General features: G+C 73.4%; 26 protein-coding genes and 1 pseudogene. 6 read left to right on the plus strand and 21 right to left on the minus strand.

Going from position 1 to position 24,481, the window contains the following annotated elements:
• Positions 1–128 precede the first annotated feature (128 nt).
• From ACZ8ZB_RS01190 to ACZ8ZB_RS01205, 4 genes are all read right to left on the minus strand, one after another.
• Positions 129–1,034 (minus strand): class I SAM-dependent methyltransferase, encoded by a 906-nt coding sequence (locus ACZ8ZB_RS01190; RefSeq protein WP_470735845.1) that lies wholly within the window; start codon positions 1,032–1,034, stop codon positions 129–131.
• 80 nt (positions 1,035–1,114) lie between these two features.
• Positions 1,115–2,218 carry an NAD(P)-dependent alcohol dehydrogenase gene (locus ACZ8ZB_RS01195; RefSeq protein ID WP_470735846.1) on the minus strand — a complete coding sequence of 368 codons (1,104 nt, stop codon included), beginning with the start codon at positions 2,216–2,218 and terminating at the stop codon, positions 1,115–1,117.
• 1 nt (position 2,219) lies between these two features.
• Positions 2,220–3,623 (minus strand): aldehyde dehydrogenase family protein, encoded by a 1,404-nt coding sequence (locus ACZ8ZB_RS01200; RefSeq protein WP_470735847.1) that lies wholly within the window; start codon positions 3,621–3,623, stop codon positions 2,220–2,222.
• 8 nt (positions 3,624–3,631) lie between these two features.
• A complete protein-coding gene (locus ACZ8ZB_RS01205) occupies positions 3,632–4,387 on the minus strand; it encodes a (5-formylfuran-3-yl)methyl phosphate synthase (RefSeq protein ID WP_470741391.1) in 756 nt (251 codons plus the stop codon).
• Between the two features lie 547 nt (positions 4,388–4,934).
• On the opposite strand from ACZ8ZB_RS01205, the gene ACZ8ZB_RS01210 reads away from it, so the two are divergent.
• On the plus strand, positions 4,935–5,468 hold the full coding sequence (locus ACZ8ZB_RS01210) for an EF-hand domain-containing protein (protein ID WP_470735848.1): 534 nt from the start codon (positions 4,935–4,937) through the stop codon (positions 5,466–5,468).
• Positions 5,469–5,848: 380 nt separating this feature from the next.
• On the opposite strand, the pseudogene ACZ8ZB_RS01215 reads toward ACZ8ZB_RS01210, so the two are convergent.
• The 5 genes and pseudogenes from ACZ8ZB_RS01215 to ACZ8ZB_RS01235 form a co-directional block, all read right to left on the minus strand.
• Positions 5,849–6,215, minus strand: a pseudogene (locus tag ACZ8ZB_RS01215) (pyridoxal-dependent decarboxylase); the annotation flags it as partial.
• A 97-nt stretch (positions 6,216–6,312) separates the two neighbouring features.
• Positions 6,313–7,686 (minus strand): APC family permease, encoded by a 1,374-nt coding sequence (locus ACZ8ZB_RS01220; protein ID WP_470735849.1) that lies wholly within the window; start codon positions 7,684–7,686, stop codon positions 6,313–6,315.
• Between the two features lie 137 nt (positions 7,687–7,823).
• Positions 7,824–8,936, minus strand: a complete 1,113-nt coding sequence (locus ACZ8ZB_RS01225) for a PP2C family protein-serine/threonine phosphatase (protein ID WP_470735850.1) — start codon at positions 8,934–8,936, stop codon at positions 7,824–7,826.
• A 153-nt stretch (positions 8,937–9,089) separates the two neighbouring features.
• Complete coding sequence (locus ACZ8ZB_RS01230; RefSeq protein ID WP_470735851.1) at positions 9,090–9,548, minus strand: Fur family transcriptional regulator; 459 nt, start codon at positions 9,546–9,548, stop codon at positions 9,090–9,092.
• A complete protein-coding gene (locus tag ACZ8ZB_RS01235) occupies positions 9,545–9,955 on the minus strand; it encodes an ATP-binding protein (protein WP_470735852.1) in 411 nt (136 codons plus the stop codon). The genes ACZ8ZB_RS01230 and ACZ8ZB_RS01235 overlap by 4 nt, the downstream gene beginning before the upstream one ends.
• Positions 9,956–10,289: 334 nt before the next feature.
• Here ACZ8ZB_RS01235 and ACZ8ZB_RS01240 point away from each other — a divergent pair, with 334 nt between their 5' ends.
• Positions 10,290–11,327, plus strand: coding sequence for an SPFH domain-containing protein (locus ACZ8ZB_RS01240; RefSeq protein ID WP_470735853.1), 1,038 nt, complete (start codon positions 10,290–10,292; stop codon positions 11,325–11,327).
• Positions 11,324–12,235 carry an NAD(+)/NADH kinase gene (locus ACZ8ZB_RS01245; RefSeq protein WP_470735854.1) on the plus strand — a complete coding sequence of 304 codons (912 nt, stop codon included), beginning with the start codon at positions 11,324–11,326 and terminating at the stop codon, positions 12,233–12,235. The genes ACZ8ZB_RS01240 and ACZ8ZB_RS01245 overlap by 4 nt, the downstream gene beginning before the upstream one ends.
• 594 nt (positions 12,236–12,829) lie before the next feature.
• On the opposite strand, the gene gvpJ is transcribed toward ACZ8ZB_RS01245, so the two are convergent.
• From gvpJ to ACZ8ZB_RS01275, 6 genes are all read right to left on the minus strand, one after another.
• Complete coding sequence (gene gvpJ / locus ACZ8ZB_RS01250) at positions 12,830–13,195, minus strand: gas vesicle protein GvpJ (protein WP_470735855.1); 366 nt, start codon at positions 13,193–13,195, stop codon at positions 12,830–12,832.
• 500 nt (positions 13,196–13,695) lie between these two features.
• The gene (locus ACZ8ZB_RS01255; RefSeq protein ID WP_470735856.1) at positions 13,696–13,866 is read right to left on the minus strand and encodes a WCX domain-containing protein; all 171 of its coding nucleotides are present in this window, start codon (positions 13,864–13,866) and stop codon (positions 13,696–13,698) included.
• Positions 13,867–13,983: 117 nt separating this feature from the next.
• Positions 13,984–14,697: a VOC family protein gene (locus tag ACZ8ZB_RS01260; RefSeq protein WP_470735857.1), complete on the minus strand. Its 714-nt coding sequence runs from the start codon at positions 14,695–14,697 to the stop codon at positions 13,984–13,986.
• Between the two features lie 462 nt (positions 14,698–15,159).
• A complete protein-coding gene (locus ACZ8ZB_RS01265) occupies positions 15,160–15,519 on the minus strand; it encodes a hypothetical protein (RefSeq protein ID WP_470735858.1) in 360 nt (119 codons plus the stop codon).
• Between the two features lie 305 nt (positions 15,520–15,824).
• Positions 15,825–16,067, minus strand: a complete 243-nt coding sequence (locus ACZ8ZB_RS01270) for a DUF5133 domain-containing protein (RefSeq protein WP_470735859.1) — start codon at positions 16,065–16,067, stop codon at positions 15,825–15,827.
• A gap of 253 nt (positions 16,068–16,320) precedes the next feature.
• The gene (locus ACZ8ZB_RS01275) at positions 16,321–16,704 is read right to left on the minus strand and encodes an STAS domain-containing protein (protein WP_470735860.1); all 384 of its coding nucleotides are present in this window, start codon (positions 16,702–16,704) and stop codon (positions 16,321–16,323) included.
• Between the two features lie 106 nt (positions 16,705–16,810).
• Between ACZ8ZB_RS01275 and ACZ8ZB_RS01280 the strand changes: the two genes are divergently transcribed.
• The 3 genes from ACZ8ZB_RS01280 to ACZ8ZB_RS01290 all read left to right on the plus strand — a co-directional run bounded on the left by ACZ8ZB_RS01280 (position 16,811) and on the right by ACZ8ZB_RS01290 (position 19,303).
• A complete protein-coding gene (locus ACZ8ZB_RS01280; protein ID WP_470735861.1) occupies positions 16,811–17,173 on the plus strand; it encodes a helix-turn-helix transcriptional regulator in 363 nt (120 codons plus the stop codon).
• Between the two features lie 310 nt (positions 17,174–17,483).
• Entirely contained in the window at positions 17,484–18,296 is an 813-nt protein-coding gene (locus ACZ8ZB_RS01285) for an alpha/beta fold hydrolase (RefSeq protein WP_470735862.1), read from the plus strand.
• Between the two features lie 398 nt (positions 18,297–18,694).
• A complete protein-coding gene (locus ACZ8ZB_RS01290) occupies positions 18,695–19,303 on the plus strand; it encodes a lytic transglycosylase domain-containing protein (protein WP_470735863.1) in 609 nt (202 codons plus the stop codon).
• 214 nt (positions 19,304–19,517) lie between these two features.
• On the opposite strand, the gene ACZ8ZB_RS01295 is transcribed toward ACZ8ZB_RS01290, so the two are convergent.
• From ACZ8ZB_RS01295 to paaC, 6 genes are read right to left on the minus strand one after another with little or no spacing between them, the layout of a single operon-like run.
• Positions 19,518–20,366: an alpha/beta hydrolase family protein gene (locus ACZ8ZB_RS01295; RefSeq protein WP_470735864.1), complete on the minus strand. Its 849-nt coding sequence runs from the start codon at positions 20,364–20,366 to the stop codon at positions 19,518–19,520.
• Positions 20,356–21,204 carry a tryptophan 2,3-dioxygenase gene (locus tag ACZ8ZB_RS01300; protein ID WP_470735865.1) on the minus strand — a complete coding sequence of 283 codons (849 nt, stop codon included), beginning with the start codon at positions 21,202–21,204 and terminating at the stop codon, positions 20,356–20,358. The genes ACZ8ZB_RS01295 and ACZ8ZB_RS01300 overlap by 11 nt, the downstream gene beginning before the upstream one ends.
• Before the next feature lie 25 nt (positions 21,205–21,229).
• Positions 21,230–22,006 carry an SDR family oxidoreductase gene (locus tag ACZ8ZB_RS01305; RefSeq protein WP_470735866.1) on the minus strand — a complete coding sequence of 259 codons (777 nt, stop codon included), beginning with the start codon at positions 22,004–22,006 and terminating at the stop codon, positions 21,230–21,232.
• A gap of 39 nt (positions 22,007–22,045) precedes the next feature.
• On the minus strand, positions 22,046–23,194 hold the full coding sequence (locus ACZ8ZB_RS01310; RefSeq protein WP_470735867.1) for a 2Fe-2S iron-sulfur cluster-binding protein: 1,149 nt from the start codon (positions 23,192–23,194) through the stop codon (positions 22,046–22,048).
• Entirely contained in the window at positions 23,191–23,703 is a 513-nt protein-coding gene (gene paaD, locus ACZ8ZB_RS01315; protein WP_470735868.1) for a 1,2-phenylacetyl-CoA epoxidase subunit PaaD, read from the minus strand. The genes ACZ8ZB_RS01310 and paaD overlap by 4 nt, the downstream gene beginning before the upstream one ends.
• Positions 23,700–24,476, minus strand: coding sequence for a 1,2-phenylacetyl-CoA epoxidase subunit PaaC (gene paaC, locus ACZ8ZB_RS01320; protein ID WP_470741392.1), 777 nt, complete (start codon positions 24,474–24,476; stop codon positions 23,700–23,702). Before paaC ends, paaD begins: the two co-directional genes overlap by 4 nt.
• Positions 24,477–24,481: the final 5 nt, after the last annotated feature.

Genomic DNA, 24,481 nt, shown 5'->3' on the forward strand with positions numbered 1-24,481 from the left:
CAGGCGACGGAAGCCCTGGAGCCAGAAGGGGGTGCTCACACCGGCGGCCGATCTCACGGATCGGCCGCCGGTGTGCGCCCGGCACGGAGCGCGTCCCTGCACGGACGCCGCCGTGAGCGCCGTGGGCGTCACGGCCGGGGCTTGTGCGCGAACACCCACCGGTTCCCCTCCAGCGCGTCGTTCGGCTCGGGAAGGGGGCCGCGTCCGTGCCGCTGGGTGAAGTCGAAGGGGGTGTGCACCGAGGTGGACCAGCCCCTGGCCGTCAGGTCGCCCGCGGAGTCGGGCCGTGGCCCCTTGTCGAAGAGGTGGAGCAGGTCGATGCCGATCCGTTCTCGCGTCGCCGTGTAGATCGCGCTGTCGCGGTACTCCAGCAGATCCTTCTCCAGCTTGGCCTCGAAGGCCAGTGCGCTGCCTTCGGTGGTCAGCCGGTCCACCGTGTCGATGAGGTACGTCTCGACGGGGCCCGGCAGGTAGAAGAGCAGCCCCTCGGCCAGCCAGACGCTCGGCGCGGCCGGGTCGAAGCCGGCGGTGGTCAGCGCGGTGACCCAGTCGGCGCGCAGGTCGGCCGGTACGAGGACGCGCTTCGCCCTCGAGGCGGCCGGCAGGTCCGTGAGCACCTGCTGCTTGAACGCCAGCACGCCCGCCCTGTCGATCTCGAAGACCGCGCAGTCGGACGGCCAGTCCAGCCGGAGGGCGCGGGTGTCCAGCCCCGCGCCCAGCAGGACCACTTGGCGGGCGCCCGTGCGCACCGACCGGAGGAGGAAGTCGTCGAGGACCCTGGTCCGCAGGCCGAAGTAGCGGGCGAACCGCCCCCACAGCGGGTCGCCGTCTCCTTCGGGGACCTGCTGGATGCGCACCGGCCAGTGCGCGCACGCCGGGGCGGCGCGCACGAAGTGTTCCGCGTAGACGTCCTGGGCCAGACTGTCGGGGCGGTGGGTCTCGATCGCCCGTGCCGCGGCCACCAGAAGGGCGGTCAGACCCACGCCTGCGTCCACGCCTTCCACGTTCGTGTGCTGCGGCTCCGTACCGGCCATGCTTCCTCCGTCGGCGGGAGTGGGGACCACGGGGTGCCTGCCTGTCGGGTGTGGTGGGTCGGCGGTGCCGTGTGCCTCGCTCATCGGCTTCTTCCCTCCGGGAGCAGGACGGGTTTGACCACGCGGCCCGCTTCGCAGTCGCGTTCGGCCTCGTTGATCTCGGCCAGCGGGTATGTGCGGATCAGCTGGTCGAAGGGGAAGCGTCCGGCCTGCCACAGCCCGGTCAGCCGGGGTATCAGCAGTCCGGGCACGGCGTCTCCTTCGCAGATGTGGCGGATGCTGCGGCCCCGGTCCAGCGTGCCCGGTTCGAGCGGCAGCGCGGTGTGGAGCCGTGCCACCAGGCCGAGGCCGCCGGTGGGGCGCAGTGCCCGGAGCGCGTCGTTGATGAGCGGGGGCGAGGCCGTGGTGTCCAGCGCGTACTGCGCGCCGCCGTCGGTCAGCCGCCGGATCCGTTCGGGCAGTCCTGCCGTTCCGGCGGGCAGCGGGATCGCGCCGAACCGCTCGGCCAGGGCCAGCCGCCCGGGATGCCGGTCGACGGCCACGGTCAGCGCGCCGGCGGCAGTGGCCGCCATCACCGCGGCCAGGCCCACCGCTCCCGCGCCGAAGACCGCGAGGGTGTCGCCGGGGCCGGCGCCGAAGGTGTTCAGCACGGCTCCGGCGCCGGTGAGGAAACCGCAGCCGAGCGGTCCGAGCAGTTCGACCGGCAGGGCGGGGTCGACCCGGACCGCGTTGCGGGCCGGGACGAGCGCGTACTCGGCGAACGAGGACTGTCCGAACCACCGGGGGGCAAGCGCTCCCCCGGTCGCGTCGGTGAGCCGCGGCGTGTCCTCCTCGCGCCCTCCGAAGAGGTTGAGGGAGGCGAAGGAGTCACAGTGGGCGGGTGACGCACCGCGGCAGTTCCGGCAGTGTCCGCAGGAGTCGAAGCTCAGCACGACGTGGTCACCGACGCCGATCACGGTGTCCGGGCCGCCGGTCCGCACCACGATCCCGGCCCCCTCGTGGCCGAGCACCGCCGGCAGCGGGCTGCGGCCGGCCGACCGCCGGACCGCGAGATCGGTCCGGCACATCCCACAGCCCGTGATCTCGACGAGGATCTCGCCGTCGGCGGGTTCCGTGCGCAGGGTCACCTCCTCGATCGCGAACGGGTCCTGGTACGAGCGCAGTACGGCCGCCTGAAACCTCACGTCATTCCTCCTGCGGGCGGTGGACGACGAACGGCCGGAGGTTGCCGTACAGTCCCCACGGTCCGCCCGCGACGCCGACACCGCTGTTCCTGACGCCCGCGAAGGGCTGGGCGAGGGACAGTTCGGCATGGTGGTTGATCCAGGCCGTGCCGCATTCGAGCCGGCCGGCCACCTCCTCGGCCCGGTCGGGATCGGCGCCCCATACGGATCCGCCCAGTCCGAAGCCGGTGCCGTTGGCCGCGTCGACCGCTTCGTCGAGGCTCCGGTAGGGCAGCACCGGCAGGATGGGGCCGAACTGTTCCTCGGTCACCACCGGGCTGTCGGGCGGGACATCGGTGAGGATCGTGGGAGCGAAGAAGTAGCCCGGCCCGTCCAGCCGGTGGCCGCCGGCCGCCGCCCGGGCGCCGTCCGCCAGGGCCTGCTTCGTGACCTGCTCGACGCGGACCAGTTGAGGGGCGTTGCTGACCGGGCCCAGCCGGGTGTCCGGATCCAGGCCGGACCCGACGGTGACGGTCTTCGCCCGCTGGGCGAGGGCTTCGACGACCTCGGCGTGGAGCCGGGCCGGGGCGTAGACGCGTTTGACCGCCATGCAGACCTGCCCGCAGTTGCGGAACGCCGCCCAGAACAGCCGGTCCGCGATCCGGTCCACCTCGACGTCGTCCAGCAGGACGGCGGCGTCGTTGCCGCCCAGTTCCAGGGTGACCCGGGCGAGCGAGGCCGCCGCCGCTTCGGCGACGGCCCGCCCGGTGGGCACCGAGCCGGTGAAGGTCACGTGGCGGATGCCCGGGTGGGAGGCGAGGCGGGCGCCGAGCGGTTCGCGGCCGGTGACGACGGTCAGTACGCCTTCGGGCAGGACGGTGGCGAGGACGGAGCCGAGCAGCCGGGTGGCGAGGGGGGTGAACGGGGAGGGTTTGAGGACCATGGTGTTGCCCGCCGCGAGCGCGGGCGCGAGCTTCGCCGCCGCGAGCTGGAGGGGAAAGTTCCACGGCACGATCGCGGCGACGGGTCCGAGGGAGCGCCAGCGGATCTCGCTGTGCACGGGCCGGCCGTCGGTGATCCGCCGGGTTCTGGGGGCCAGGTCCGCGAAGTAGCGCAGGCGGGCCGCCGTACGGGCGATCTCCGCGTACGACTCGGCCAGGGGCTTGCCCTGTTCCCGGGTGAGCAGCCGGGCGAGGCTGTCGCCTGCCGTCTCCACGGCCTCGGCCGCCACGCGCAACGCGGTGGTGCGGGCGGCGGGGTCGGCGCGCCAGCCGTGCCAGGCCCGCTGGGCCCGGCCGACCACGGCGTCCAGCTCGTCCGGCTGCTGGTCGGGGGCCTCGTCGACGGTCTCCCCGGTGGCCGGGTCGACGACACCGAAGCGCGCGGCCCGGCGTCCGGGGGCGCGGTCGGGCTCAGGGGTGGGCATGCCTCTGGTCAATTCCCGGCGGTGACGCCGACCGCGTGTTTCCGGGCCTGCCGGTCCATCTCCGCCCGGAAGGCGGCCACCAGATGCGGCTGGATCCTCCCGGCCCTGCGGTCGCCGCCCTCGCAGACCGCTCCGCGCACGCCCACGATGTCCGTGCCGATGCGGGTCAGCGGACCGAGGTCGATCTGTCCGACACTGCCCGCGAGGGCGGCGAGCAGACCGGACGCGTGGGCCAGCCGGACGAACTCGGCGCAGCTGTCCGGCGGAACGTGGTCGAACAGCCGCGTCCCGTCCTTGACGGCGGTGTCGAGCATGGCGGCGTCGGCGCCGGAGCGAGCGGCGATGTCGGGTACGGCGAGCGGATTGACACAGCCGATCCGGTGGGCGTCGGCGTAGCCCGAAGCGACGACGAGCGCTTCGGGACGGTAATCCTTCACCGCCCGGACGACCGCGCTCATGACCTCGACGCCCTGCTCCGGCGTCGTGCATCCGTAGAGACCGACCTTGATGTACGTGGCGCCGGAGACGACCGCGCCGAGCGCGGCCTGGGCCACCGTACCGGGCTTGTACGGGACGTCTCCCACGGTGGCGGAGACCGGTTTGTCCGCCGGGACCGCGTCACGGATCTCCCTGATGACCCAGGGGAAGTTGGCGCCGAGCGAGCCCTCGTCGGGCTTCTTGACGTCGATGATGTCGAGGTGCTCCGCCGACTTCGCACAGTCGAGGGCCTCCTCGACACCGTCCGGGGAGATGAGAAGCAACACCATGGGCTCCTTCCGCCGCATGTCCGCCTGGCCGAGGGACGGGGGTGCGGATCACCTGGTTCGTGTGCGGTGCGTTCATCATTTCCGCGGCCCAGGGGCGCCGGTAGGGCGTGCGGAAGCCGAATGGGGTGTTGTCGGCGTGCTCAGTGCGCCGCGCGCGCCGGCCCGGACGGCTCCCGCCCGGTCCGCAGTGTTCAGGAGCGGTTCCTCCCGCGAGGCCACGAGGCGCAGGAGACGCGCGGGCGGGACGCCTCCGTTCCCGGCAGCCCGCCCGGCGACGGGCCGGTGTGCGGTTCATGCCGGGGCGACGCCATTTTCATTCTTTCTGTTGAACAGCCGGTCTTCCCCGTGGTGCCGGATTCCGCAGCCCGCATAGTGACAGCGCGACGGCCGTACGGTCGGCCGGAGGTGGACTTTCCCGCCCCGCGCGGGTGCTCGCCGCACTTGTCGGCGGCTCACCGGCGCACCGGCGGGCCGTCGCGCACCGTACGGCGCGGCCGGCACGCGCGGCCGTCCCGTCTCCTGGTCCGACGAAAGGCAAGAGCCCATGCGGAACGAAGCGATCAAGCGGGTCAAGCTCGTGTTCACCCTGTTCGACGCAGACGGAAACGGGGTCCTGGAACCCGACGACTTCGATCTGATGAGCAACCGGGTCGCCGCGGCCGTGCCCGAAGCCGACGAGGCGCGGAAGCAGGCCATGCGTGCCGGCTTCACGCGCTACTGGAACACGCTGGCCGGTGAACTCGACACCGATCACGACGGCCGGATCACTTACGACGAGTACCAGGCGTGCGTCCTGTCGCCGGAGCGCTTCACCGGAGCGATCGGCGAGTTCGCGGCCGGCTTCGCGCGCCTCGGTGACCTGGACGGCAGCGGTACCGTCACCCGACCGGTGTTCACCGGCATGATGAGGGGGGTCGGTTTCGACCTGCCGAACATCCATGCCCTCTTCGACGCCTTCGAGCCCGACGACGACGACCGGATCCGGGTGGACGTCTGGGAAGCCGAGATCAAGAACTTCTACGCCCCCGACAAGGGCGGTATTCCCGCGGACCTGCTGGCGGCTTCCCCGGCGGCCTGATCCGGCACGTCCCGGTGGCTCGTTCCGTGCGGGGCGGGCCGCCGGGCTCCCGGCCCGCTCCGACGTGCGTCTCGTGGTGCGGATCGCCGGCATCGGTCACGAGCTTCGCACGAGGCGGCGTTGCACCGGGTGGACAGCCCTGTCCGGGGCCCGTGCGCCCGGTGGGAACCCGGTCGGCCCGGCTGACCTCGCAGCCGAGCCGTCCGCGCATCCGGTCGGTGGCGGTTGCCGCACCGCCCTGCGTCGGCCCGGGCGTGGTCAGTGGTGGAAGCCGACGCGGGCCGAGTCGTGGGGGTGTCCCTCGTCGAGGTGCCCGACCGCCCTGCGCATGTCCTGGGCGAGAAGTTCGATCTCGTCGCGGGCGACGCCGTGCCGTACGCGGATGCCGCGTCGACGTGCAGGGGAACGTCCGGACCGGTCTGTGCCTGCAGGCGGTCCGGTTCGGCCGCGATCTGTGCCGCCGACTCGCAGGTGCAGGTGCAGGTCACCCCGAGGATCGCCACGACGCCGATGGTGTTCTCGTCGACGTACTGGCGCAGTTGGTGCCTGCAGGCCGGTGGCGCCCGGTTCCACCGGCACCTGACGCGGCTCCACGTCGAAGTGGCGGGCGAACTTCTCCCGGCACACCTGCACCGGCCCGCACACCAGGTTGGGGCGGTCCGCCGCGCGTCGGCGGTCGCGCCACCGCCACTTCAGGGCGAGGCCGCGGAGCATGGCGGCCTCGCTGGAGCCGGTGGTGGAGCATCCCCGGCCACGGCGGCGCCCGGCCGCCGCCGTGGCCGGGGATGCCGTCGCACATCGCGCGGGCCCGGTCATGGCCGCTCTTCCGGTACGGAGGCGACCTTCAGCCGGGCTCCCGCACGTCCCCGTCCGTCCGCCTGGTCCGCCGCACGACGGCGAGTGCGGCAAGCACCGTCCCGACGGCCACGATCGTCAGTCCGCGCAGCCACACCTGGGCCTCGATCTGCGTGGCGAGCACGACACAGGACGCGATGCCCAGGACCGGCAGTGCGGTCGGGGTGTGGAAGTGGTCGGCTTCGCCCGGGTCCCGGCGCAGTACCAGCACCGCCGTGTTGACCAGGAGGAAGACGACCAGCAGCAGCAGAACCAGGGTGGACGCCAGGGTGGCGACGCCGCCGGTGAGCGCGAGGAGCATCGCCGGCAGCGTGGTGACCGCGATCGCGGCCCACGGCGTGCGGCGGCGCGGCAGCACCCTGGTCAGTGCGGCGGGCAGCAGCCCGTCCTTCGCCATGCCGTAGGCCAGGCGGGAGGACATGATGCCGGTGAGCAGCGCGCCGTTGGCCACGGCGACGAGCGCGACGGCACTGAACAGGCGGGACGGCACGCCGCCCGCCTCCTCGACGACCTCCAGCAGCGGCCCGCTCGACCCGGCCAGCCGGGCGGTCGGCACCGCCGCGGACGCGGCCATGCCCACCAGCACGTACACGGCCCCGGCGGTGGCGAGGGCGCCGAACAGGGCGCGTGGGTAGGAGCGCCGCGGGTCGCGGGTCTCCTCGGCGACGTTCACCGAGGTCTCGAATCCGACGAAGGAGTAGTACGCCAGCACCGAGCCGCTCAGCACGGCCGCCGCCGCCCCCTTCTCCGGAGTGCCCAGCTGCGTCAGCCGCCCCACGTCGCCGTCGCCGCGCAGCAGCAGCCACGCGCCGAGGACGACGACGACAGCCAGTCCGCCCACCTCGACGACGGTGGCGACGACGTTGGCGCGGGTCGACTCCTTGATCCCCCGAGCGTTGACCAGGGCGAGCAGCGCCAGGAACAGCACGGCCACGAGCCCCACGGGCAGTGTCACGAAGGCCGACAGGTAGTCGCCGCCGAAACCGCGGGCGAGCGCGGCCACGGAGACGATGCCGGCGGCCAGCATGCAGAAGCCCGCGACGAACCCGGCGAACGGCCCGAAGGCGCGCGTCGCGTAGTGGGAGGCCCCGCCCGACCGCGGATACTTCGTCGCCAGCTCGGCATAGGATGCGGCGGTCAGCAGCGCCAGCAGCAGCGCGACGACCAGTGGTATCCACACCGCTCCCCCGGCGTCGGCCGCGACCTGGCCGACCAGGACGTACACGCCGGCGCCGAGCACGTCGCCCAGGATGAAGAAGTACAGCAGCGGGGTCGTCAGCGTGCGCTTGAGCGCCGTTGCCTCCCGTGCCCCTCCCCGCTCCCCCGTTTGCGCCGACGCCCTGTTCCCGACTCTTCTCGTCATACCGGCCCGTGTCCCCCGTACCGCGGGATGCACGCTCGGGCGCCGGTCGCCGCACGGATGGGTCGCGTCACATCGGCCGCGCAGGTCACACCCTTAATCGCCGGACGGCGAGCCGTGTACGCCGGCCTCGGACCGGGCTACTGCTCCGGAGCCCCGGTGTGCCGGCGGCGCACGGCGACGGCCGCGATGTCGTCGTCGAGCCTTCCGCCCGCGTAGCGGAGCAGGTCCGCGTGCAGCCGGTCCAGCAGCGCGCGGGGCGGCGCCTGGTTGTGCTGCCGCGCCCAGTGCGCCAGCGGGAAGAACTCGCCGGCTCGGTCGCGGGTCTCCGTCACTCCGTCGGTGTAGAGCAGCATCTGGTCGCCCGGGGCGAAGGCGACGGTGTCCACGTAGTAGTGGTCTCCCAGGAGCGCCGAGAGATTGAGGGGGGTCGAGGTGAGGGTGGGCTCGAGCACGTGGATCTCCCCGCCACGCACGAACACCGGTGGAGGGTGCCCGCAGTTGAGGATTCTGACGTGTTCGCCGCCGTGCGGAATCTCGGCGATCAGGACGGTGGCGAAGTGCTCCGTCCGATCATCGGCGGGGACCGCGGCGCTGTAGCGGGAAATGGCGATCTGGAGCCGGCGGACGACGGCCCTGAGGTCGGGCTGGTCGTACGCGTGCTCCCGGAAGCAGTTGATCACCGCGGAGGCGGCTCCCACCGCTGACAGGCCTTTGCCCCGCACGTCGCCGATGAGCAGCCGGACCCCGTACGGCGTGTCGACGGCCTCGTAGAAGTCGCCTCCGATCCGGGCCTGCTCCTGGGCCGCCAGATACAGCGACTCGATCTCGACATGCCGGACCCGGTGCGGCAGTGGCCGCAGCAGCACCTTCTGAGCCGCGTCGGCGACGAGCCGGACCTGGAAGAGCGTCTCCTCCCGCCGAAGTCGCAGATGGCTCGCGTACGCGGCCGCCAGGGTGACGGCGGTGATCGCGGCGGCCGTGTACGGCGTTCCCAGATCGGAGTAGACGAAGCTGAGGCCGATCATGATCAGCAGGCAGAACGTCCCCAGCAGGACCGTCGGGAGGACGGGCCACAGTGCGGCGGCGAGGGCGGGCGCCGCGGGCAGCAGACGGCTGAAGGCGATCTCCCTCGGAGTGGAGAACGCCAGGCCGGCGACGAGGAGGGTGACGATCACCGGTGACAGCAGCACGGCTTCCCGCTGGCCGCCGTTCGGACGACGGCGGTACCGGAGCCTTCCTGAGCCGATCACAAAAGTGATCCTATCGGGATGATACGGACACGGATCCGTGACAGTGCAGGTGCTCGCGTCCGGTGACCAGCCGCCCGTACGCGTCTCCGGCACGGCCGGACCGCGGCGCCGGGCTCTCCCCGCACCCCCGTGGGGCCGCGGGGGCGAGTCCCGTCAGGAAGCCGGCGCCGCGGCCCGGCAGCCGGGACACAGGCCCCAGAAGGTGACCGCGGCCTCCTGGGTGTCGTATTCCTCCGGCAGCCGCGGCTCGATGCAGGGTGCCGCGCCCACCGTGCACTCCACGTCGCGGATGGAACCGCAGGCGCGGCACACGAAGTGGTGGTGGTTGTCGTGGCGCTCGGTCTCGTAGCGGGTGGGGTGGCCCGCGATCTGGGTGGACCGGACCAGCCCGGCGTCCGTGAGGGCGCGCAGCACGTTGTAGGTGGCCTGCAGGGACAGGCGGCCGGTGATCCGCCGAGCGCGCTCGCGCAGGGTCTCGGCGTCGAGGTGACCGCCCGAGTCGTGGACGGCCGTCAGCACCGCCATGCGCGGAGCGGTTACCCGCACACCCGCCGTACGCAGCCGTTCTGCGGCCAGGGCCATCGGTTCATCGGCCGCGCCGGGGGGCGTCATGCAGCCACGTCCTTCGTGCCGTCGTCGAGACCGCGTGCGCGGGGGTCCGCACAGAGCTCGAACCACACGTCCTTGCCCCCGGGCCCGCCCTCACAGCCCCACCGCGTGGCCAGCGTGTCCACGAGGAGAAGTCCGCGGCCGCACTCGTCCTGCGGACCCGCGTCGGCCGGGCGGGGAGGGTCCACGCTCCCGTCGCCGACCAGACAGCGGAGGCCGGACACCCGCTCGAGGGTGAGGCGCAGCGGGCCGGAGGCATGACGCAGCGCGTTGCTCACCAGTTCGCTGACCAGCAGCTCGGCGGTCGGCACGAGGTCGCCCAGACCCCACTGCCGCAGGACGTCCCGTACGACGGCCCTCGCCGAGGAGCACGCGATCGGCGACCACGGCAGGAACCAGGGCCCGCGCATGAACGGTTCCACGTGGGTCCCGGCCGCCGCACCGGACGGCAGGGCGGTGGCCGGCCGCGGAGGGCAGGGAACGGCCGCATCGACGATCGTTCCACCCGGGAGGGCTTCCCGGGGAGCTGTGCGATCCATAGAAGCGCGCTTTCGGGGACGGTTGCGATCTCCCTTACGACCGTACGCTTTTTCTTGAATCGGTCAAGACTGTTGATGACACCCTTTTTCATGACTTCCTCCACCTTCCGGTACACGTACCGCGGCCGACGCACCTCCATTCTCGTCCTCTTGACGATAAAAAGGTTCCCCATTATCGTCAGTGGGACGAGAAAGAGGGGTTCTCATGGCCGACATCACCCGGCGCCTGGGCTGGCGCCACCTGCGCTCCACGCCCACGGCCCACATCCGCCACCACCGCGGCGGCAAGCTGGTGCACGACGGGCCAGGGCTCGGCTTCTGGTTCCGTCCGTTGACCGCCGCTCTCTCCGAGGTGCCGGTCGAGGACCGGGAGTTGGCCATGACCTTCCGCGCCCGCACGGCCGATTTCCAGGACGTGTCGGTGCAGGCGACCGTCACCTACCGGATCGGCGACCCGGCGCTCGCCGCCGCCCGCCTGGACTTCTCCGTCGACCCCGACACCGGAGCCTGGCGCGGGGCTCCGCTGGAGCAACTGGGCACACTGCTCACCGAGACGGCCCAGCAGCACGCGCTGGACGTGCTGGCCCGCACCCCGCTGTCCGCGGCGCTGGTCGACGGGGTGGCCGCGGTGCGCGACCGGATCGCGGCGGGCCTCGGCGCCGAGCCACGGCTGCCGGCCACCGGGATCGAGGTGGTGGCCGTACGGGTCATGGCGGTGCGGCCCGAGGCGGAGGTGGAGCGCGCGCTGCGCACGCCCGCCCGGGAGCGGATCCAGCAGGAGGCCGACCGGGCGACGTATGAGCGGCGGGCCGTCGCCGTCGAGCGCGAGCGTGCCATCGCCGAGAACGAACTGGCCAGCCGGATCGAACTCGCCCGTCGCGAGGAACGGCTGGTGGAGCAGCGCGGGGCGAACGCACGCCGCGAGGCGGAGGAGAGCGCGGCGGCGGACCAGGTGCGTGCGCAGGCCGAAGCGGCGCGCACGGTCAAGCTCGCCGAGGCCGAGGCCGCCCGTTCGGTGGCGCTCGCCCACGCGGAGGCCCAGGCGGCGCGTGAGGTCGGCGAGGCCCGGGCCGAGGCCCAGGCGGCCTGGCTGCGCGTCCACGGCGACGTCGACGTGGCGACGCTGCGCGCGCTCACCGGGACACGGCTGGCGGAGAACCTGCCGCGCATCGACAGCGTGACCGTCTCGCCGGACGTGCTGACCGGGCTGCTGGCCCGGCTCGGCGACGGGGGCCGGGGATGAGCCTCGCCCCGCGGGCCGTCCTGGTCCACCGCACCACGGAGTACGAGGAACTGGTGGCCCGGCACGGCACCCACGGACAGGCCGCCTTCTTCCTCTCCTCCCGGGGCCGGGACCTCGGGGAAGTCGCCGAACGCCACCGCCGCGCGCACCGGGCGCTGGCCGAGGTGGCGGCCGCGGTCCCGCTGACCTGGCGACAGGCCCGGGTGGAGCGGAACGACCTGGACCGGTTCCTGTTCGCCCCGGAGGACATCGTGGTCGTGGTGGGACAGGACGGACTGGTGGCCAACGTGGCCAAGTACCTCGCCGGACAGCCGGTGATCGGTGTCGATCCCGAGCCGGGGCGAAACCCCGGCGTACTGGTACGGCACCGGGCGTCCGACGCTGCGGTGCTGCTGCGCGGCGCGTCGTCCGCCCGGACGGACGAACTCACCATGGTCGAGGCCGTCGCCGACGACACCCAGCGGCTGGTCGCGCTCAACGAGATCTACCTCGGCGCCGTCGGACACCAGACGGCCAGGTACCGCCTGGGCCTGGAGGGCGACGGGGGTGTCGTCGAGGCCCAGGCCTCCTCCGGGGTGCTGGTGGGCACGGGCGCCGGCGCCACCGGCTGGCTCCGGTCGGTGTGGCAGGAGCGGGGCAGCGCCCTGCGCCTGCCACACCCCACGGAGGACCGCCTGCTCTGGTTCGTCCGCGAGGCCTGGCCGTCGCCGGCCACCGGGACGTCCCTGGTGGCCGGCGAACTCACCGCCACCGGCCGGCTGCACCTCACCGTCGAGTCCGAACGTCTCGTCGCCTTCGGGGACGGTGTGGAGGGCGACGCCCTGGAGCTGACGTGGGGGCAGACGGTAGGGGTGGGCAGGTGCGAACAGCGGCTGCGACTGGTGACACACGTTCCGGGGCAGCGGTGACCCGACGAGGCGGAACGCCAGGTGCGCGAGAGGAACCGCGCCGGGGAAGCCCAGCGCTGCCGGCCGTGCGACGTCGCTCCTCCTGCCCGAGGTCGACGAGCGCCTCCGGTGCGGCACGCGCGCCCGAGGCCGGAGCGCCCTGCACCGATCCGTTCGCCCGGCGGTCCCCGCACGCCTACCCGCCGGGGCCGAAGGGGAACTGAGGCTGACGACCCGCGTGTTGACGACCGCGCGCAACGCCGGGGCGGCGGGCCCCCCGGCCGCGCCCTCCGAGCGGGTGCGGCAGCGCATCGGCCGGGAGCCGCCGTACGGGGCCGCCACACCGCCCCGGCCCAAAGGGCGCGGCCGGGGGCCCGCGCGGACTTCCTCGCACTCGCTTTGGCCGTCGGCGTCGTCCTTCTCCGACGATTCCGGGTGAGGGCTGGTCACCGGTCCGTCCGGCGGCCCCGGTCTCCGCGGTGGCGCCGTGTGTGGCGAGCCCGCCCGGGACGACGGGGCCGGCGGTGTCGGTGGCCCCGCTCCCGGCGGAGCGACGTCCCGCGAACGCCCGGCACGCTCACGCCGGCTGCGCTTCCCCCTCCTGTGGGCGCCGCCCTATTTCTTCCGTGCCTCGCCGCGGGCCTGCTGGAAAGCTTCGGAGATCGTCTGCGCGGCACCGGACAGGACTCCCTTGGTCGCACCCCGAGCCCCCGACTCCTTGATCCGCCCCGGGAGTTCGGTCAGCCCGGCCGGCTTGCGCGGTCCCGCTTCCAGATCGAGGCGGTTGCACGCCTCGGCGAAGCGCAGGTAGGTGTCGACACTGGCCACCACGATCCGGACGTCGATCTTGAGTATCTCGATACCCACCAGGGAGACCCGCACGAACGCATCGATCACCAGCCCCCGGTCGAGAATCAGCTCCAGTACGTCGTACAGACCGCTGGACCCTCCCCCACCGCCCTGCCGCGCCACCACAGTCATCGCGCCCAGCCCCTTTCCCGTCCCCTGCGGTCCCGTCCGGAGTTTCCCTTCACGTCCGGCCGTCGACATCCGGGAGCGTGACGGCTGCCGCACGAGGGCCCGCGGCTCCCGGTCGCCGGACGACCGGCGTCTCCCGTGCGGACGGCCGCCCCGTCCTACGCCTCGGATAACCCGTAACGGCACGCTCACGCCCTGCACCGCCTGCCCGGCTCCGGAAGGCCTCTCCCTCACCTGGTGTCAGCCGGTGGTGACGACATGGCCACAGCCGGCCGTTGCGGCGGAACGCCCGCTGCAGCGGCCCTGCCCACCATGGCCGCGCTCAGGCCGGGACACCGTGCGTGCCGCAGCTCCACCGACGAACTCGCGCACCGTGCGCGGTAACCCTCGAGGAACACCTCACCAAGTCGGCATCCCCATCGGGAAATCGGCGGGCCGTCCTCGATGCGTCCGCACACCGCGAGCCGCCCGGGCGCTCGCCCAGCGCGGTCAGGACGTGCCGGTCACAGCGGTTCGTCGGCGACCGCGTCGAGGGCCGTGGCCTCGTAGCAGGTGGCCATCGCGGTGGCGCGGTCGCGAAGGGCAGTGCGCAGTGACGCCGGGGCCGAGACTTCCGCGTCCGTGCTGAGCCGCCACAGCGCCCACTCGGCGTGTCGCAGGTCCTGGTCGGCCACGCGGCGCGGCGGCTTCCCGCGGTGCGAAGGCGAACGCCGGCGTGCGGGCACCGTCGGCGGCCCGGTGAACGCTCGCGCCGGGGCAGTCATCCGCTTCGGTTCCCGTCGCTTCCGGCCTCACCGGCGGGGGAGCACGCGGAACCTGTTGCCGTCGGGGTCGGCCAGCAGCACCGCGCCGTCCCCGTCGTGGGCGGGGTCGAGACGCTTCGCCCCGAGGGAGAGCAGGCGCTCGACCTCCGTGTGCTGATCGTCGTTCGGCGCGAGGTCGAAGTGCAGGTCCTTGCCGGGATCCGGCATGAGCGGCGGACCGCCCCATGTGATCTTCGTACCGCCGTCGGGTGACTGGACGGCGGTCTCCTCCTCCTGGTCCCAGACCAGCGGCCATCCCAGCGCCTGGCTCCAGAAGTAGCCCACGGCCTGCGAACCGTCGCAGGCGAGCGCTCCGATGAAGCCGCAGCCGGCGAGGAAGGCGTTGCCCGGCTCGATGACACAGAACTCGTTGCCCTCGGGGTCGGCGAGCACCACGTGGGAGGCGTCCGGTTCCTGGCCGACGTCGGCGTACTGCGCGCCGAGGCCGAGAGCTCTGGCCACGGTTTCCCGCTGGTTCTCCGGGGAGGAGCTGGTCAGGTCGAAGTGCAGCCGGTTCTGGGCGGTCTTCTGTGCCCGGGAGGGACGGAAGCCGAGGCGGTAGCCTGCGTCGTTCCCGGACAGCAGGGCGACGCCGTCGTCATGCTCGTCGGCTCTCTCCAGGCCCAGGACACCTGCCCAGAACTGCGCCAGGCGCTCGGGCCGGTGCGCGTCGAAGGAGATCGCGAAAAGTCTGCTGCTCAAGGCACCACGCATCCTCGGTCCGTCGAGTTCCGCTGCCGGAAGGACGCCACGCCGGCGCCACGGACGAGGATCCTACGGACCGGCCGGCCCCGGTCGCAGCCGAGTATTCCGCGGCCACACGGCGTTCGGTCACGGCGTCCCCCTCCCTGCCCGGGTGCCCCGCCGGCCCGTCCGGAGGCGCGCGTCGCCTTCGGCACCCTGCTGCACCGCCGTGCCGCCTGGCCCTGGACATCCGTCCGGCGGTCATCACCCGGCGGCCCGGGAGGACGACCCACGGGCCGCGCGGCCTGCCCGTACGCTTCACCCGGTGGACCGACGGCGAAGGAGCCGGGGGCGGTTCCTGTCCCGGGCCGCATCACGCCGCTCGCCCCGCGGCCGGGAACCGGCCGAACAGCAGCGCGGGGCCCCGCCGGGACATCCCGGCGGGGCCCGCCCCGTGCCGTTCCCGGCGCGGCGGCCGGGTCAGTGGTCGGAGTAGCTGAAGTCGCCCACGGTCCAGGCGCTGACGTCCTCGATGGCGATGCGGTACATCCCGCCCGTCTCCGGAATTCCCACCGTGCCCTGCAGGATCCGGGCGACATGGAAGTGCAGGTGCGTGGGCGGTCCGTCCTTCTTCTCAGGAGCGCCGAAGACAGCGGAGAACTCCTTCAGTCGGGCGGAATCCGTCAACACCTCCGACACCCTTTGCCGCCACACGGCTTCAGGAGCCAGGCGACCGGTGATGACGGCGCCACCGGTGACCACGGTCAACGACATCTGACTGCTCCGCCCGGACTCCACAAGGGCGGCGATGTTAACGATCAGCTCGTCAGGCTTCGGCATGAGACCGGATTCTATGCACTGGCCCGCCTTTCCGTACGAGGCCTCCCCCGGGGGGCACAGCGGCAAGCCCCGTCCCGAAGCCCTCGGCCGGTGCCGGGACCCGCCCGCGCGGACCTGCCCGGCGGGACCGCCTCGGAGCCGGACAGCACCGAGGGACCGGCCACCCGCGTCTGCGGGGCGGTGACGACTCCGGTGAGGTGCGGCCGCAGCAGAAGACCTCAGCGACGGGCCCGGGACATGCGGGGCCGCGCCGCTGAGCGCGTCCTCGTAAGACGCGGGAGCCGACTGCAGAGGTCCGGCGTCGGCTACGCGGCCAGTGTCTCGTCCTCGCGGGAGACGCTCGTACGGTCGGCGTACTTCGCCAGCAACGTGTCCGCCGTGAGCAGAGCCTGCTCAGCGGTGCGGGCCCCGGTCATCACGCACAGCGTGTACGTGGCGTCCTCGAGGGCCCTGCTGGTGTAGCCGGTGGGACGTACGTCGTGTTCGATGCGCGCCTGGGCGAACCGGGCCAGCACCGTGCGCAGCTCCTTCTCCGCCGGAAGGATCATGGTGATACCTCTCCCCTCACGAGCCCCTCCCGCGGCACGGCCGGTCGCACCGCGCGGAAGTGACTGCCTCCATGGCATCTGACGACCACGGTGCACGACCGGGCGGCGTCAGGCGAAACTCCGAATGCCCCGTATCGAAGGGTCTACTCCACGCTTCTCCCTGTCTCCGAGCCGCCCGTTTCCGCACAGCCGGCGCCCGGCTGCGGTCCGATCACCCGGCGGACGGCCTCGGCGGCGGGTTCGGGGAGGATGCCTAGCAGGTGGCGGCCTCCTCCACCGTCGCCCCTGTCTTCAGGACGGTGTCGACTCCGGTGAGTTGCAGGAGTCGCTGCAGCTGCCGCGTCGGCGCGGCCACGCGCAGGTCCGCCGCTTGGTGGGTGAGGATCAGCAGGTTCAGCAGCGCCGAGTCCGCGAAGGTGATGCCGGAGGCGTCCAGGACCACTCTCGGGTGCTCCTTGGCCGCGGCGCCCAGCGCGTCCGCCAGAGGAGCGACGGAGGAGATGTCGTAGGAGCCCCGTGCGCCGACGACCCAGGCGCCGCACCATTCGTACTGCACCACCGTGCCCTGCTCCAGGACCTGCAGCCGGCCCTCGTCGGAACCGCTCGAACGCCCTGTGACCGCTTCATCCAAAGACACTCTCGGGTCCCTCCCGCGTCTCCCCCGGCCAGATCCTGTCATCCATTGCCTGAAAAGTATGTCATGCATCGGGTGTCCGGCAAAAGTGGTCTGTAGAATGCGGCGCATGGTTGAAGTGCCTGCATCTCACTCCGGATGGACGTTCGTCACCAACCACGCGCGCGTGCTGGCCGTCATCGCCGACAACCCGAACGTCCGGATCCGTGACATCGCGGCCCACTGCCGGCTCACCGAGCGTGCCGTCCAGCGGATCATCTCCGACCTCGAGCAGGACGGTTACCTCTCCCACACCCGCGACGGCCGCACCAACACCTACCGCATCGAACCGGACAAGGTGCTGCGCCACCCGGCGGAAGCGGGCCTGACCGTGGCCGCACTGCTCTCCCTGCTCGTACAGGACGAGACGGATCGCGCGAGGAAGCCCGGCAGCCAGTCGTCCCACCTGGCCGGTGCCGGCGGTACGCGGTAGCGACGGCTCGGACGCCGATCGCGTCACCTGCCTCCAGCCCACACCACCGGCCACTGCCCGGAAAGGAAGGAGCCCCTCCCCTCCGGGCACCACAGCCCCTCCCGGCCTGCGCGCGACCATCCGCTCGGACCGGTCTCTCACCCCCCGCTCCCGCTCCCGGCCCCGCCCCGCTCACCGCGACACAACGGAGCGGCCTCGCCGACGCTCGTCCCGACCGCCTTCTCGCACCCGGGCCGGTGAGCCGGAGTCCGGTTGGCGTGCCGTGCTCGACGGGCGGACCCTTGAGGGGACCGTGGAAGGAGGACGGCCGATGGGACGGTACGTACGCGCGGGCGGACTGGACATCTGGACCGAGCAGGTCGGCAACGGGCCGGACGTCCTGCTGGTCGGAGGGCTCGGTGACACCGTCGAGTCCTGGCAGTTCCAGCTCGACGGGCTGGCCGACCGCTACCGGCTGACCGCCTTCGACAACCGGGGAGCGGGCCGGACCGCCATGCCCGAGGGCCCCGTCTCGGTCGAAGCGATGGCCGACGACGCCGCCGCGCTGCTGCGGGCGCTGGACATCCCGTCCGCCCACATCGCAGGCTTCTCCGGCGGCAGCGTCATCAGTCAGGAGCTGGCTCTCCGCCACCCCCGGCTGGTGCGCAGCCTGGTCCTCCAGAGCACCTGGTCGGCGCCGGACGCCTACCTGCGCCGGTGGGGCCTGTTCGTCCGCTGGCTGGTCGAGACCGCTCCTGGCGAACGCGCCTTCCTCGAGGGCTTCTTCCTGGACATCTACACGGCCCGGGCGCACAACGACGGCACGGTCGACCGGTTCGTCGAGGACGCGCTCGCCTTCCCGCACAAGCAGACGACCGAGAACCTGAAGCGTTTCCTCGACGCCGTCCTCGACCACGACACCACGAACCGTCTGCCGGACATCGACGTACCGACGCTGGTGCTCGCCGGCGGCCGTGACTCCACCAGCCGCCCCGAACTCTGCCGCGCCGTCGCCGACGCGATCCCCGGCGCCCGGTTCGCGGTCATGGAGGAGGAGGCGCACCAGCCCTTCCAGGAGGTCCCCGACGAATGGAACGCGCGCGTCGACGCGTTCTGGCAGGAGACGGAGACCCGCACCGCATGAGGACGAGAGGCTCGGAGCCCGGCCGAACCCGGGAGCCGGCACGCCGGGGCGGTGGCCGGGGGCGCTCGTCCGGTGCCGGCCTGGTCGCAAGCCGGGTGGGGCGCCGCTGAACGCGGACGTGGCCGGGGGGAGTTCCACTCGCCGTGGCTCATCGCGAAGGCCTCGTCCAGGCGCGGCTCGTCACCAGGGCGGGGCAACGGCGTGGTGGCCGGGGAGGCGGGCCCTTCCTCGCCGTGCGCTCCGTCAACGCGGGCGGCGCCGAGCATCATCGGCGTCCTCGTCCGCCGCAGGCCCGGATTGGGGCAGGGCCACGGGGGCACGTGCACCTCAGGACGGTGGAGGAGTGATCGACCATGGCCGAACGACCGGCGGCGGCAAAGAAGCAAGGGTCTCGAACAGTGGACCGTGAGGACGCCCGGACACCGCCGCTGCGCCCCGGCGGCTACGAACCGGCCGACTACGCGGCGGTCGTGGTGCGCAGTGCCCGGGAGGCCGGGGTCTCGCCCCTGCTCGTGATGACCGTGCTCCACAACGAGGCGTACAAGCCGCACCATCCCCTGCTGGAGCGGTTGTGGCAGTGGTGGAAACCCGGGGCCTCCTTCGGCCTGGCCAACATGCACCGGGCGACGTTCGAGCGGGTCCGGCGGACGCACGGCCTTCCGGGACGATGGCAGGACCTGCGCGACGACCCCGCCTTCGCCGTCCGCACGGCCGCCCTGCACCTGAAGGACCTCGACCGGAGCCTTCCGCGGCGGCACGTACGCCGCTACACCCGCGACGAACTCCTCGCCCTCGGCTACAACACGGGCGAACGCAACATGCGCGCCTTCGCCCGGGGCGTCCCGCCGGGCCCCATGGCACGGTCGTACCTGCGCCGCTTCCGCGCCCACCGGGAACGAGCCGCCGAGGCCCTGGCCGACGGCGGCGAGCCGCGCGAGACGGTCGCCGGCCGGCACCGCGACGATGCCCGCCGTATCCGCCGACCGGGTACGCCGACGGGGTGGTGACGGGTGGCGGCAGCACGAGGACGGCGCTGTGCGCGCACGGGCCGTGCGGCACGGGACCGCCACGCCCGGCGGCCAGGCCGGGGCGGGTCCCCTCGGGTCACCGGCCCCGCGGCCGGCGGCGCGGGGCCGTAGGCGGCGCCCCGGGTGAGGTCCCGCAGGCGGACGGCGTCCGGCGGGAGCGGGAACCGGGCGCGCAGGTCGGCCGGTGCGGTGGTCATCGGTGTGCGGCCTCCTCGCCCGCGCGGCCGGAGTTCCCCGGGGTGAAGGCGGCCGCCATCTCCCTCAGGGTGTCGGCGACCGCGCGGGCTCCGGGCGCTCCCGGTTCGATGAGGGTGTAGTGGCCGGTGCCTGGCAGGACGAGCGTCCTGAGGTCCCGGTGCACGGCCGCGTAGTCGCTGAACTGGGTGAGCGGGACCTCCTCGTCGGCGGCCCCGTGCAGCAGCACGGTGGGCACCCCGGTGGTGCCGGCGTCCCGCAGCAGGGTGAGGGGGTCGACCTCGGTCAGCCGCTCCTCGAAGTTCTCCTCCCCACCGAGGAGTTGCAGCGCCGCGCCGTTGCTGAGGTCGTCACGGCGGGTGGCGGTGAGGTCGGTGATCGGCGCGAGGGCGAGCACGCTCGTCGGCAGGGTGCGCGTGTGCCAGCGCGAGCCGGGCGGCAGCAGCCCCCGGGCGGCGCACCACAGGGCGAGGTGGCCGCCGGAGCAGTGGCCCGCGAGGACGTAGGGCCGCCCCCCGGGCAGGGTGTCCACGACGCGGGCGACGTCGTCGAAGGTCCCGGGGTGGCCCCCCGCGCCGCCGGAGCGGCGGAAGCCGGGGAGCAGCACGTCGAAGCCCTGCTCGGAGAGGTAGGCCGCGAACGGGGTCAGGTGCATCCGGTCGTAGCGCCAGTAGCCGCCGTGCAGCAGGATCACCAGCGGGGCGTCGGGGTCGTCGGACGGCCAGGCGTCGTAGGACTGGTGGGGGTGGTCGCCGTAGCGGCCGTGCACCGGCGCCAGCACCGGCTTCAGGCTCAGGACCCGCCGCTCCTCCTCGGCCGCGAAGGCGGAGATCGCCCTAGACGTCACCGCGCACCTCCCACAGTTCGGGGAAGACCGGCCGGGCCGCCCGCCGCTCCAGCCAGGCCAGTCCGGCGGAGCCGGCGCTGCCCGGCCTGGCGCCCATGGCGCGGCGGACCACCAGGACATGGTCGAACCGCCAGCGGATGACGAGTTCGGCGACGTCGGTGAGCAGTTCGCCGAGCGCCAGGTGGCGGTGGTGCCTCGGCCCGGCGTAGACGTGCCGCCAGGTCTCCACCACCCCGGGGTCGCCGGTGTAGGGGCGGGTCACGTCCCGCTCGCGGACGTGACGCGGGACGGGCAGGCCCTGGCGGTGGAGGTGGGCCAGCACCTCGTCGTACAGGGACGGTTCGCGGTAGGTCTCGGCGAGCGCCTCGTGGACGGCCGGGTCGCCGCGGTGGGCGCGCAGCAGCCCGGCGGACTTGTCCCCGAGGAGGAACTCCATGTGCCGGTACATCGCCGACTGGAAGCCCGACGCCTGGCCGAACGCGGCCCGGAAACCGTTGAACCGGGCGGGAGTCAGCGCGGCGATGGGCGCCCAGGCGCCGCCCAGGGCGGTCAGCGCGCGGCGGCTGCGCTCCAGCGCGTCCATGGCCGCGGGCAGGTCGTCCTTGGCGAAGGCCACCCGGGCCGTGCGCCACTCGTGCACGATCAGGGTGAACCACAGTTCCATCACCTGGGTGGTGACGAGGAATCCCATCTCGTCCGGGGCCTCGGTGAGCGGGTGCTGCAGCGAGTTGAGGACGGACGCGTGCACGTACGCGTCGTAGGGGCTGGCGCCCGCGAAGGGCCGGGCCGGGGCGTCCTCCGTCACCGGCTCGTCGAGGGCGGACGTGCGGTCGTTCATCGCATCTCCTAGGGGTGCGGACGGGTCACACACCGAGGTGGGCGCCGCCGGAGGCGTCGATCCACTGGCCGGTCACCCAGCGGGCGTCGTCGCTCGCGACGAAGGAGACGACGTCGGCGATGTCCACCGGATCGCCGAGCCGGCCGAACACGGAGGCCTCGGAGTAGCGGCGGCGGATCTCCGGGACGGCGAGGGTGGGGTTGATCTCCGTCTCGGTGTAGCCGGGTGCGACGGCGTTGACGGTGATGCCCCGGGGGCCCAGCTCCTGGGCGAGGGAGAGGGTGAGGTGGTCGAGGGCGGCCTTGGTCATGGTGTACGAGACGATCGCCGGGAGGGCGACGCGGGTCGCGACGGAGGAGATGTTGACGATCCTGCCGCCGTCCCGCAGGCGGTCCAGGCCGCGCTGGATGATGAAGAACGGCGCCTTGGTGTTGACCGCGAAGACGCGGTCGTAGTCGGCCTCGGTCACCTGGGCGATCGGGCGGGGGACGGTGATGCCCGCGTTGTTGACGAGGATGTCCAGGCCCGCCGGCGCGTCCTGTCGGGCCAGGGCCCGGTCGAAGGCGGACCACAGGGTGTCGGCGTCGCCGGGCACACCGAGTTCGGCGTGCACGGGAAAGGCGCGGCCGCCGTCGGCCTCGATCTCCTTGACGGTGCGTTCGGCGGCCGTCAGGTCGTGGCCGTAGTGGACCGCCACCAGGGCGCCCTCGCGGGCGAGGCGGCGGCTGACGGCTCTGCCGATGCCCCGGCTGCCTCCGGTGACCAGGGCGGTCTTCCCCTCGTGCCGGGCGGTGACGGTCATCGTGGGTCTCCTTCGCTGTGCGGTGGCGTGGCGTGCGGGTCAGGCGTCGAAGTCGAGGGTGATCTCGGGGGTGCGCGGCCGGGCCCGGCAGACGAGGGTGTAGCCGGCGGTGCGGTCCCGCTCGTCCAGGGCGTGCTGGCGGTCCGCCGCCACCCGCCCGGACAGGACCTTCGCGCGGCAGCTGCCGCACACGCCCTCGCGGCAGGCGTACGGCACGTCGGGGTGGGCGCGCAGCAGCGCGTCGAGGAGGGCGGGATCGTGCGGCAGGACGGTGGCGGTACGGCGGCGCCCGTCGAGCAGGGCGGTGACCCGCACCTCCCCCGCCTCCGGTGCCGGTCCGGCCGGATCCGGCGCCCGCCGTGCCGCACCGCCGGCCGTGAACAGCTCCCGGCGGACGAGCGAGGGATCGGTTCCCCGGCCGGCCAGGACCCGCCCCGCGGTGTCGAGGAGGCCGGGCGGTCCGCACAGGGCGAACGCGGTGTCCGGGCCGGGACGGGCGTCCACGGCCGCCAGCAGGCGGCGCAGCCCGGCCGCGTCGAGCCGCCGCGCGAGCGGGCCGCCCCCGCTGCCCGTGTCCTCGCGGGTCAGCACGTACAGGACGGTGAAGCGATCGACGAACTCGTCCTTCAGTCCGGCCAGTTCATCGGCCAGCAGGGCGTCCGCGGAGGTACGGACCGAGTGGACGAGGCTGACGCGGCAGGCTGGGTCCCGGCGCAGCGCGTGGGCGGCCATCGGGGCCAGGGGGGTGATGCCGGTGCCGCCCGCGAGGAGGACGTGGTGGGCGCCGGGCAGCTCCGGCAGGGTGAAGGTGCCGGTGGGCGGGGAGAGTTCGAGGTGGTCGCCGGGTGCGAGTCGGCTGGTGGCGTGGTCGCCGAAGCCGCCGGGGCCGGACCGCTTGATCACCAGGCGGAGCACCCCGGGTGCGTGCGGTGGCGGGCAGACCGAGTAGCTGCGGCGCAGTTCGGCGTCGGCGCGGCGGTGCCGGACGGTGACGTGCTGGCCGGGGCGGTGGGTGAAGACGTCGCGCAGCGCGGCGGGCACGTTCAGGGTGACGGCCACCGTGTCGGCGGTCAGGTGACGGACCTCGGTGACCTCGAGCGGGTGCCAGCCGGCGCGGCGGGGCGGGCCGGTCGGCGCCTCGTCCAGGGGGGCGGGCGGGAGGGCGGCGGTGTTCACGGTGTGTCTCACAGTGCGGTCAGTTGGGGGAAGGGCTCGCGGCACGCCGTGCACCACAGCACCGACTGGCAGCGGGCGGGTCCGAAGGGGCTGTGCGGCCGGGTGGCCCGTGAGCCGCAGTGCGGGCAGGGCACCGCGACCGGTTCGACGGGGACCGGGCCGGCGGGGGCCGGGGACACGGGCGGGGCGATGCCGTGCGCGGCGAGCCTGCGCCGTCCCTCGGGGGTGATGCGGTCCGTCGTCCAGGGCGGTGCCAGGACCTGCCGGACCCGGCCGTCGGGGTGGCCGCAGGCGGTCAGGACGCCCCGTACCGCGGCGGTGATCTCGGGCAGCGCGGGGCAGCCCAGGTAGGTGGGCGTGATCTCCACCTCCAGTACGCCGTCGGCGCCCGGGGCGACGGAGCCCACCACGCCGAGGTCGCCCAGGCCGATCACCGGCAGTTCCGGGTCCGGGAGCGCCTCCACCCGCTCGCGCACCTCCTCGGCGGAGCGGCGGGCCGCGGCCGGTGCGGGCCCGCTCACCAGGTTCCCCCGGGGAACTGACGGCGCACCGACTGCAGTTCGGCGATCAGCGGACCGAACTCCTCGGTGTGCAGGCCCGAACGGCCGCCCCTGGCCGACCAGGTGGGCGTGGGCACGGTGAGCCCCGCCCCGGTGACGACGCCGGTGACCCGGTGGAGCCACGTCTCGCGCAGGGGTGCCGGGGAGGGCACGGTGCCGGACTCGGCCAGGCGGCGCAGCACCTCGTCCTCCTCGAAGAGTTCACCGGTGTACGGCCACACCCGTTCCAGGGCCCGCTGCATGCGGCGGGCGCTCTCCTCGGTGCCGCGGCCCAGCGTCACCGTCCAGCGGTCCGCGTGCATCCGGTGGAAGGCGACCTCCTTGCGGGCGCGTGCCCCGAACGCGGCGAGTTCGGTGTCGGCGCAGTGCGCGAGCGCCTCGTAGTACAGGACGGCGTAGTGGCTGTAGGCGAGCTGGCGGGCCACGGTCGTCGCGAAGTCCCCGTTGGGGAGTTCGGTCAGCAGGGCGTTGGTGAACCGGCGTCCGGGGCGGGTGTAGGCGAGGTCGTCCTCGGTGCGGCCGGTTCCGTCGAGCCGTCCGGCACGGGTGAGCAGGACACGGGCGTGGCCGATCAGGTCGAGGGCGATGTTGGACAGGGCCAGGTCCTCGTCGACGGTCGGCGCGCGGGTGATCCACTGGCACAGGCGCTGTCCGAGGACCAGCGCGTCGTCGCCGAGGCGCAGGAGGTGCAGGGCCAGATCGGGGGCTGTGGACGGCGGGGGGCCCGGGCGCACCGCCG

The organism is Streptomyces sp. 12E, from assembly GCF_055633275.1.

Coding starts and splice junctions, on each gene's coding strand:
- ACZ8ZB_RS01190 (WP_470735845.1), bottom strand. CDS start 1,034: ATGGCCGGTACGGAGCCGCAGCACACGAACGTGGAAGGCGTGGACGCA.
- ACZ8ZB_RS01200 (WP_470735847.1), bottom strand. CDS start 3,623: ATGCCCACCCCTGAGCCCGACCGCGCCCCCGGACGCCGGGCCGCGCGC.
- ACZ8ZB_RS01210 (WP_470735848.1), top strand. CDS start 4,935: ATGCGGAACGAAGCGATCAAGCGGGTCAAGCTCGTGTTCACCCTGTTC.
- ACZ8ZB_RS01220 (WP_470735849.1), bottom strand. CDS start 7,686: ATGACGAGAAGAGTCGGGAACAGGGCGTCGGCGCAAACGGGGGAGCGG.
- ACZ8ZB_RS01230 (WP_470735851.1), bottom strand. CDS start 9,548: ATGACGCCCCCCGGCGCGGCCGATGAACCGATGGCCCTGGCCGCAGAA.
- ACZ8ZB_RS01235 (WP_470735852.1), bottom strand. CDS start 9,955: ATGCGCGGGCCCTGGTTCCTGCCGTGGTCGCCGATCGCGTGCTCCTCG.
- ACZ8ZB_RS01240 (WP_470735853.1), top strand. CDS start 10,290: ATGGCCGACATCACCCGGCGCCTGGGCTGGCGCCACCTGCGCTCCACG.
- ACZ8ZB_RS01245 (WP_470735854.1), top strand. CDS start 11,324: ATGAGCCTCGCCCCGCGGGCCGTCCTGGTCCACCGCACCACGGAGTAC.
- gvpJ (WP_470735855.1), bottom strand. CDS start 13,195: ATGACTGTGGTGGCGCGGCAGGGCGGTGGGGGAGGGTCCAGCGGTCTG.
- ACZ8ZB_RS01265 (WP_470735858.1), bottom strand. CDS start 15,519: ATGCCGAAGCCTGACGAGCTGATCGTTAACATCGCCGCCCTTGTGGAG.
- ACZ8ZB_RS01270 (WP_470735859.1), bottom strand. CDS start 16,067: ATGATCCTTCCGGCGGAGAAGGAGCTGCGCACGGTGCTGGCCCGGTTC.
- ACZ8ZB_RS01280 (WP_470735861.1), top strand. CDS start 16,811: ATGGTTGAAGTGCCTGCATCTCACTCCGGATGGACGTTCGTCACCAAC.
- ACZ8ZB_RS01285 (WP_470735862.1), top strand. CDS start 17,484: ATGGGACGGTACGTACGCGCGGGCGGACTGGACATCTGGACCGAGCAG.
- ACZ8ZB_RS01300 (WP_470735865.1), bottom strand. CDS start 21,204: ATGAACGACCGCACGTCCGCCCTCGACGAGCCGGTGACGGAGGACGCC.
- ACZ8ZB_RS01305 (WP_470735866.1), bottom strand. CDS start 22,006: ATGACCGTCACCGCCCGGCACGAGGGGAAGACCGCCCTGGTCACCGGA.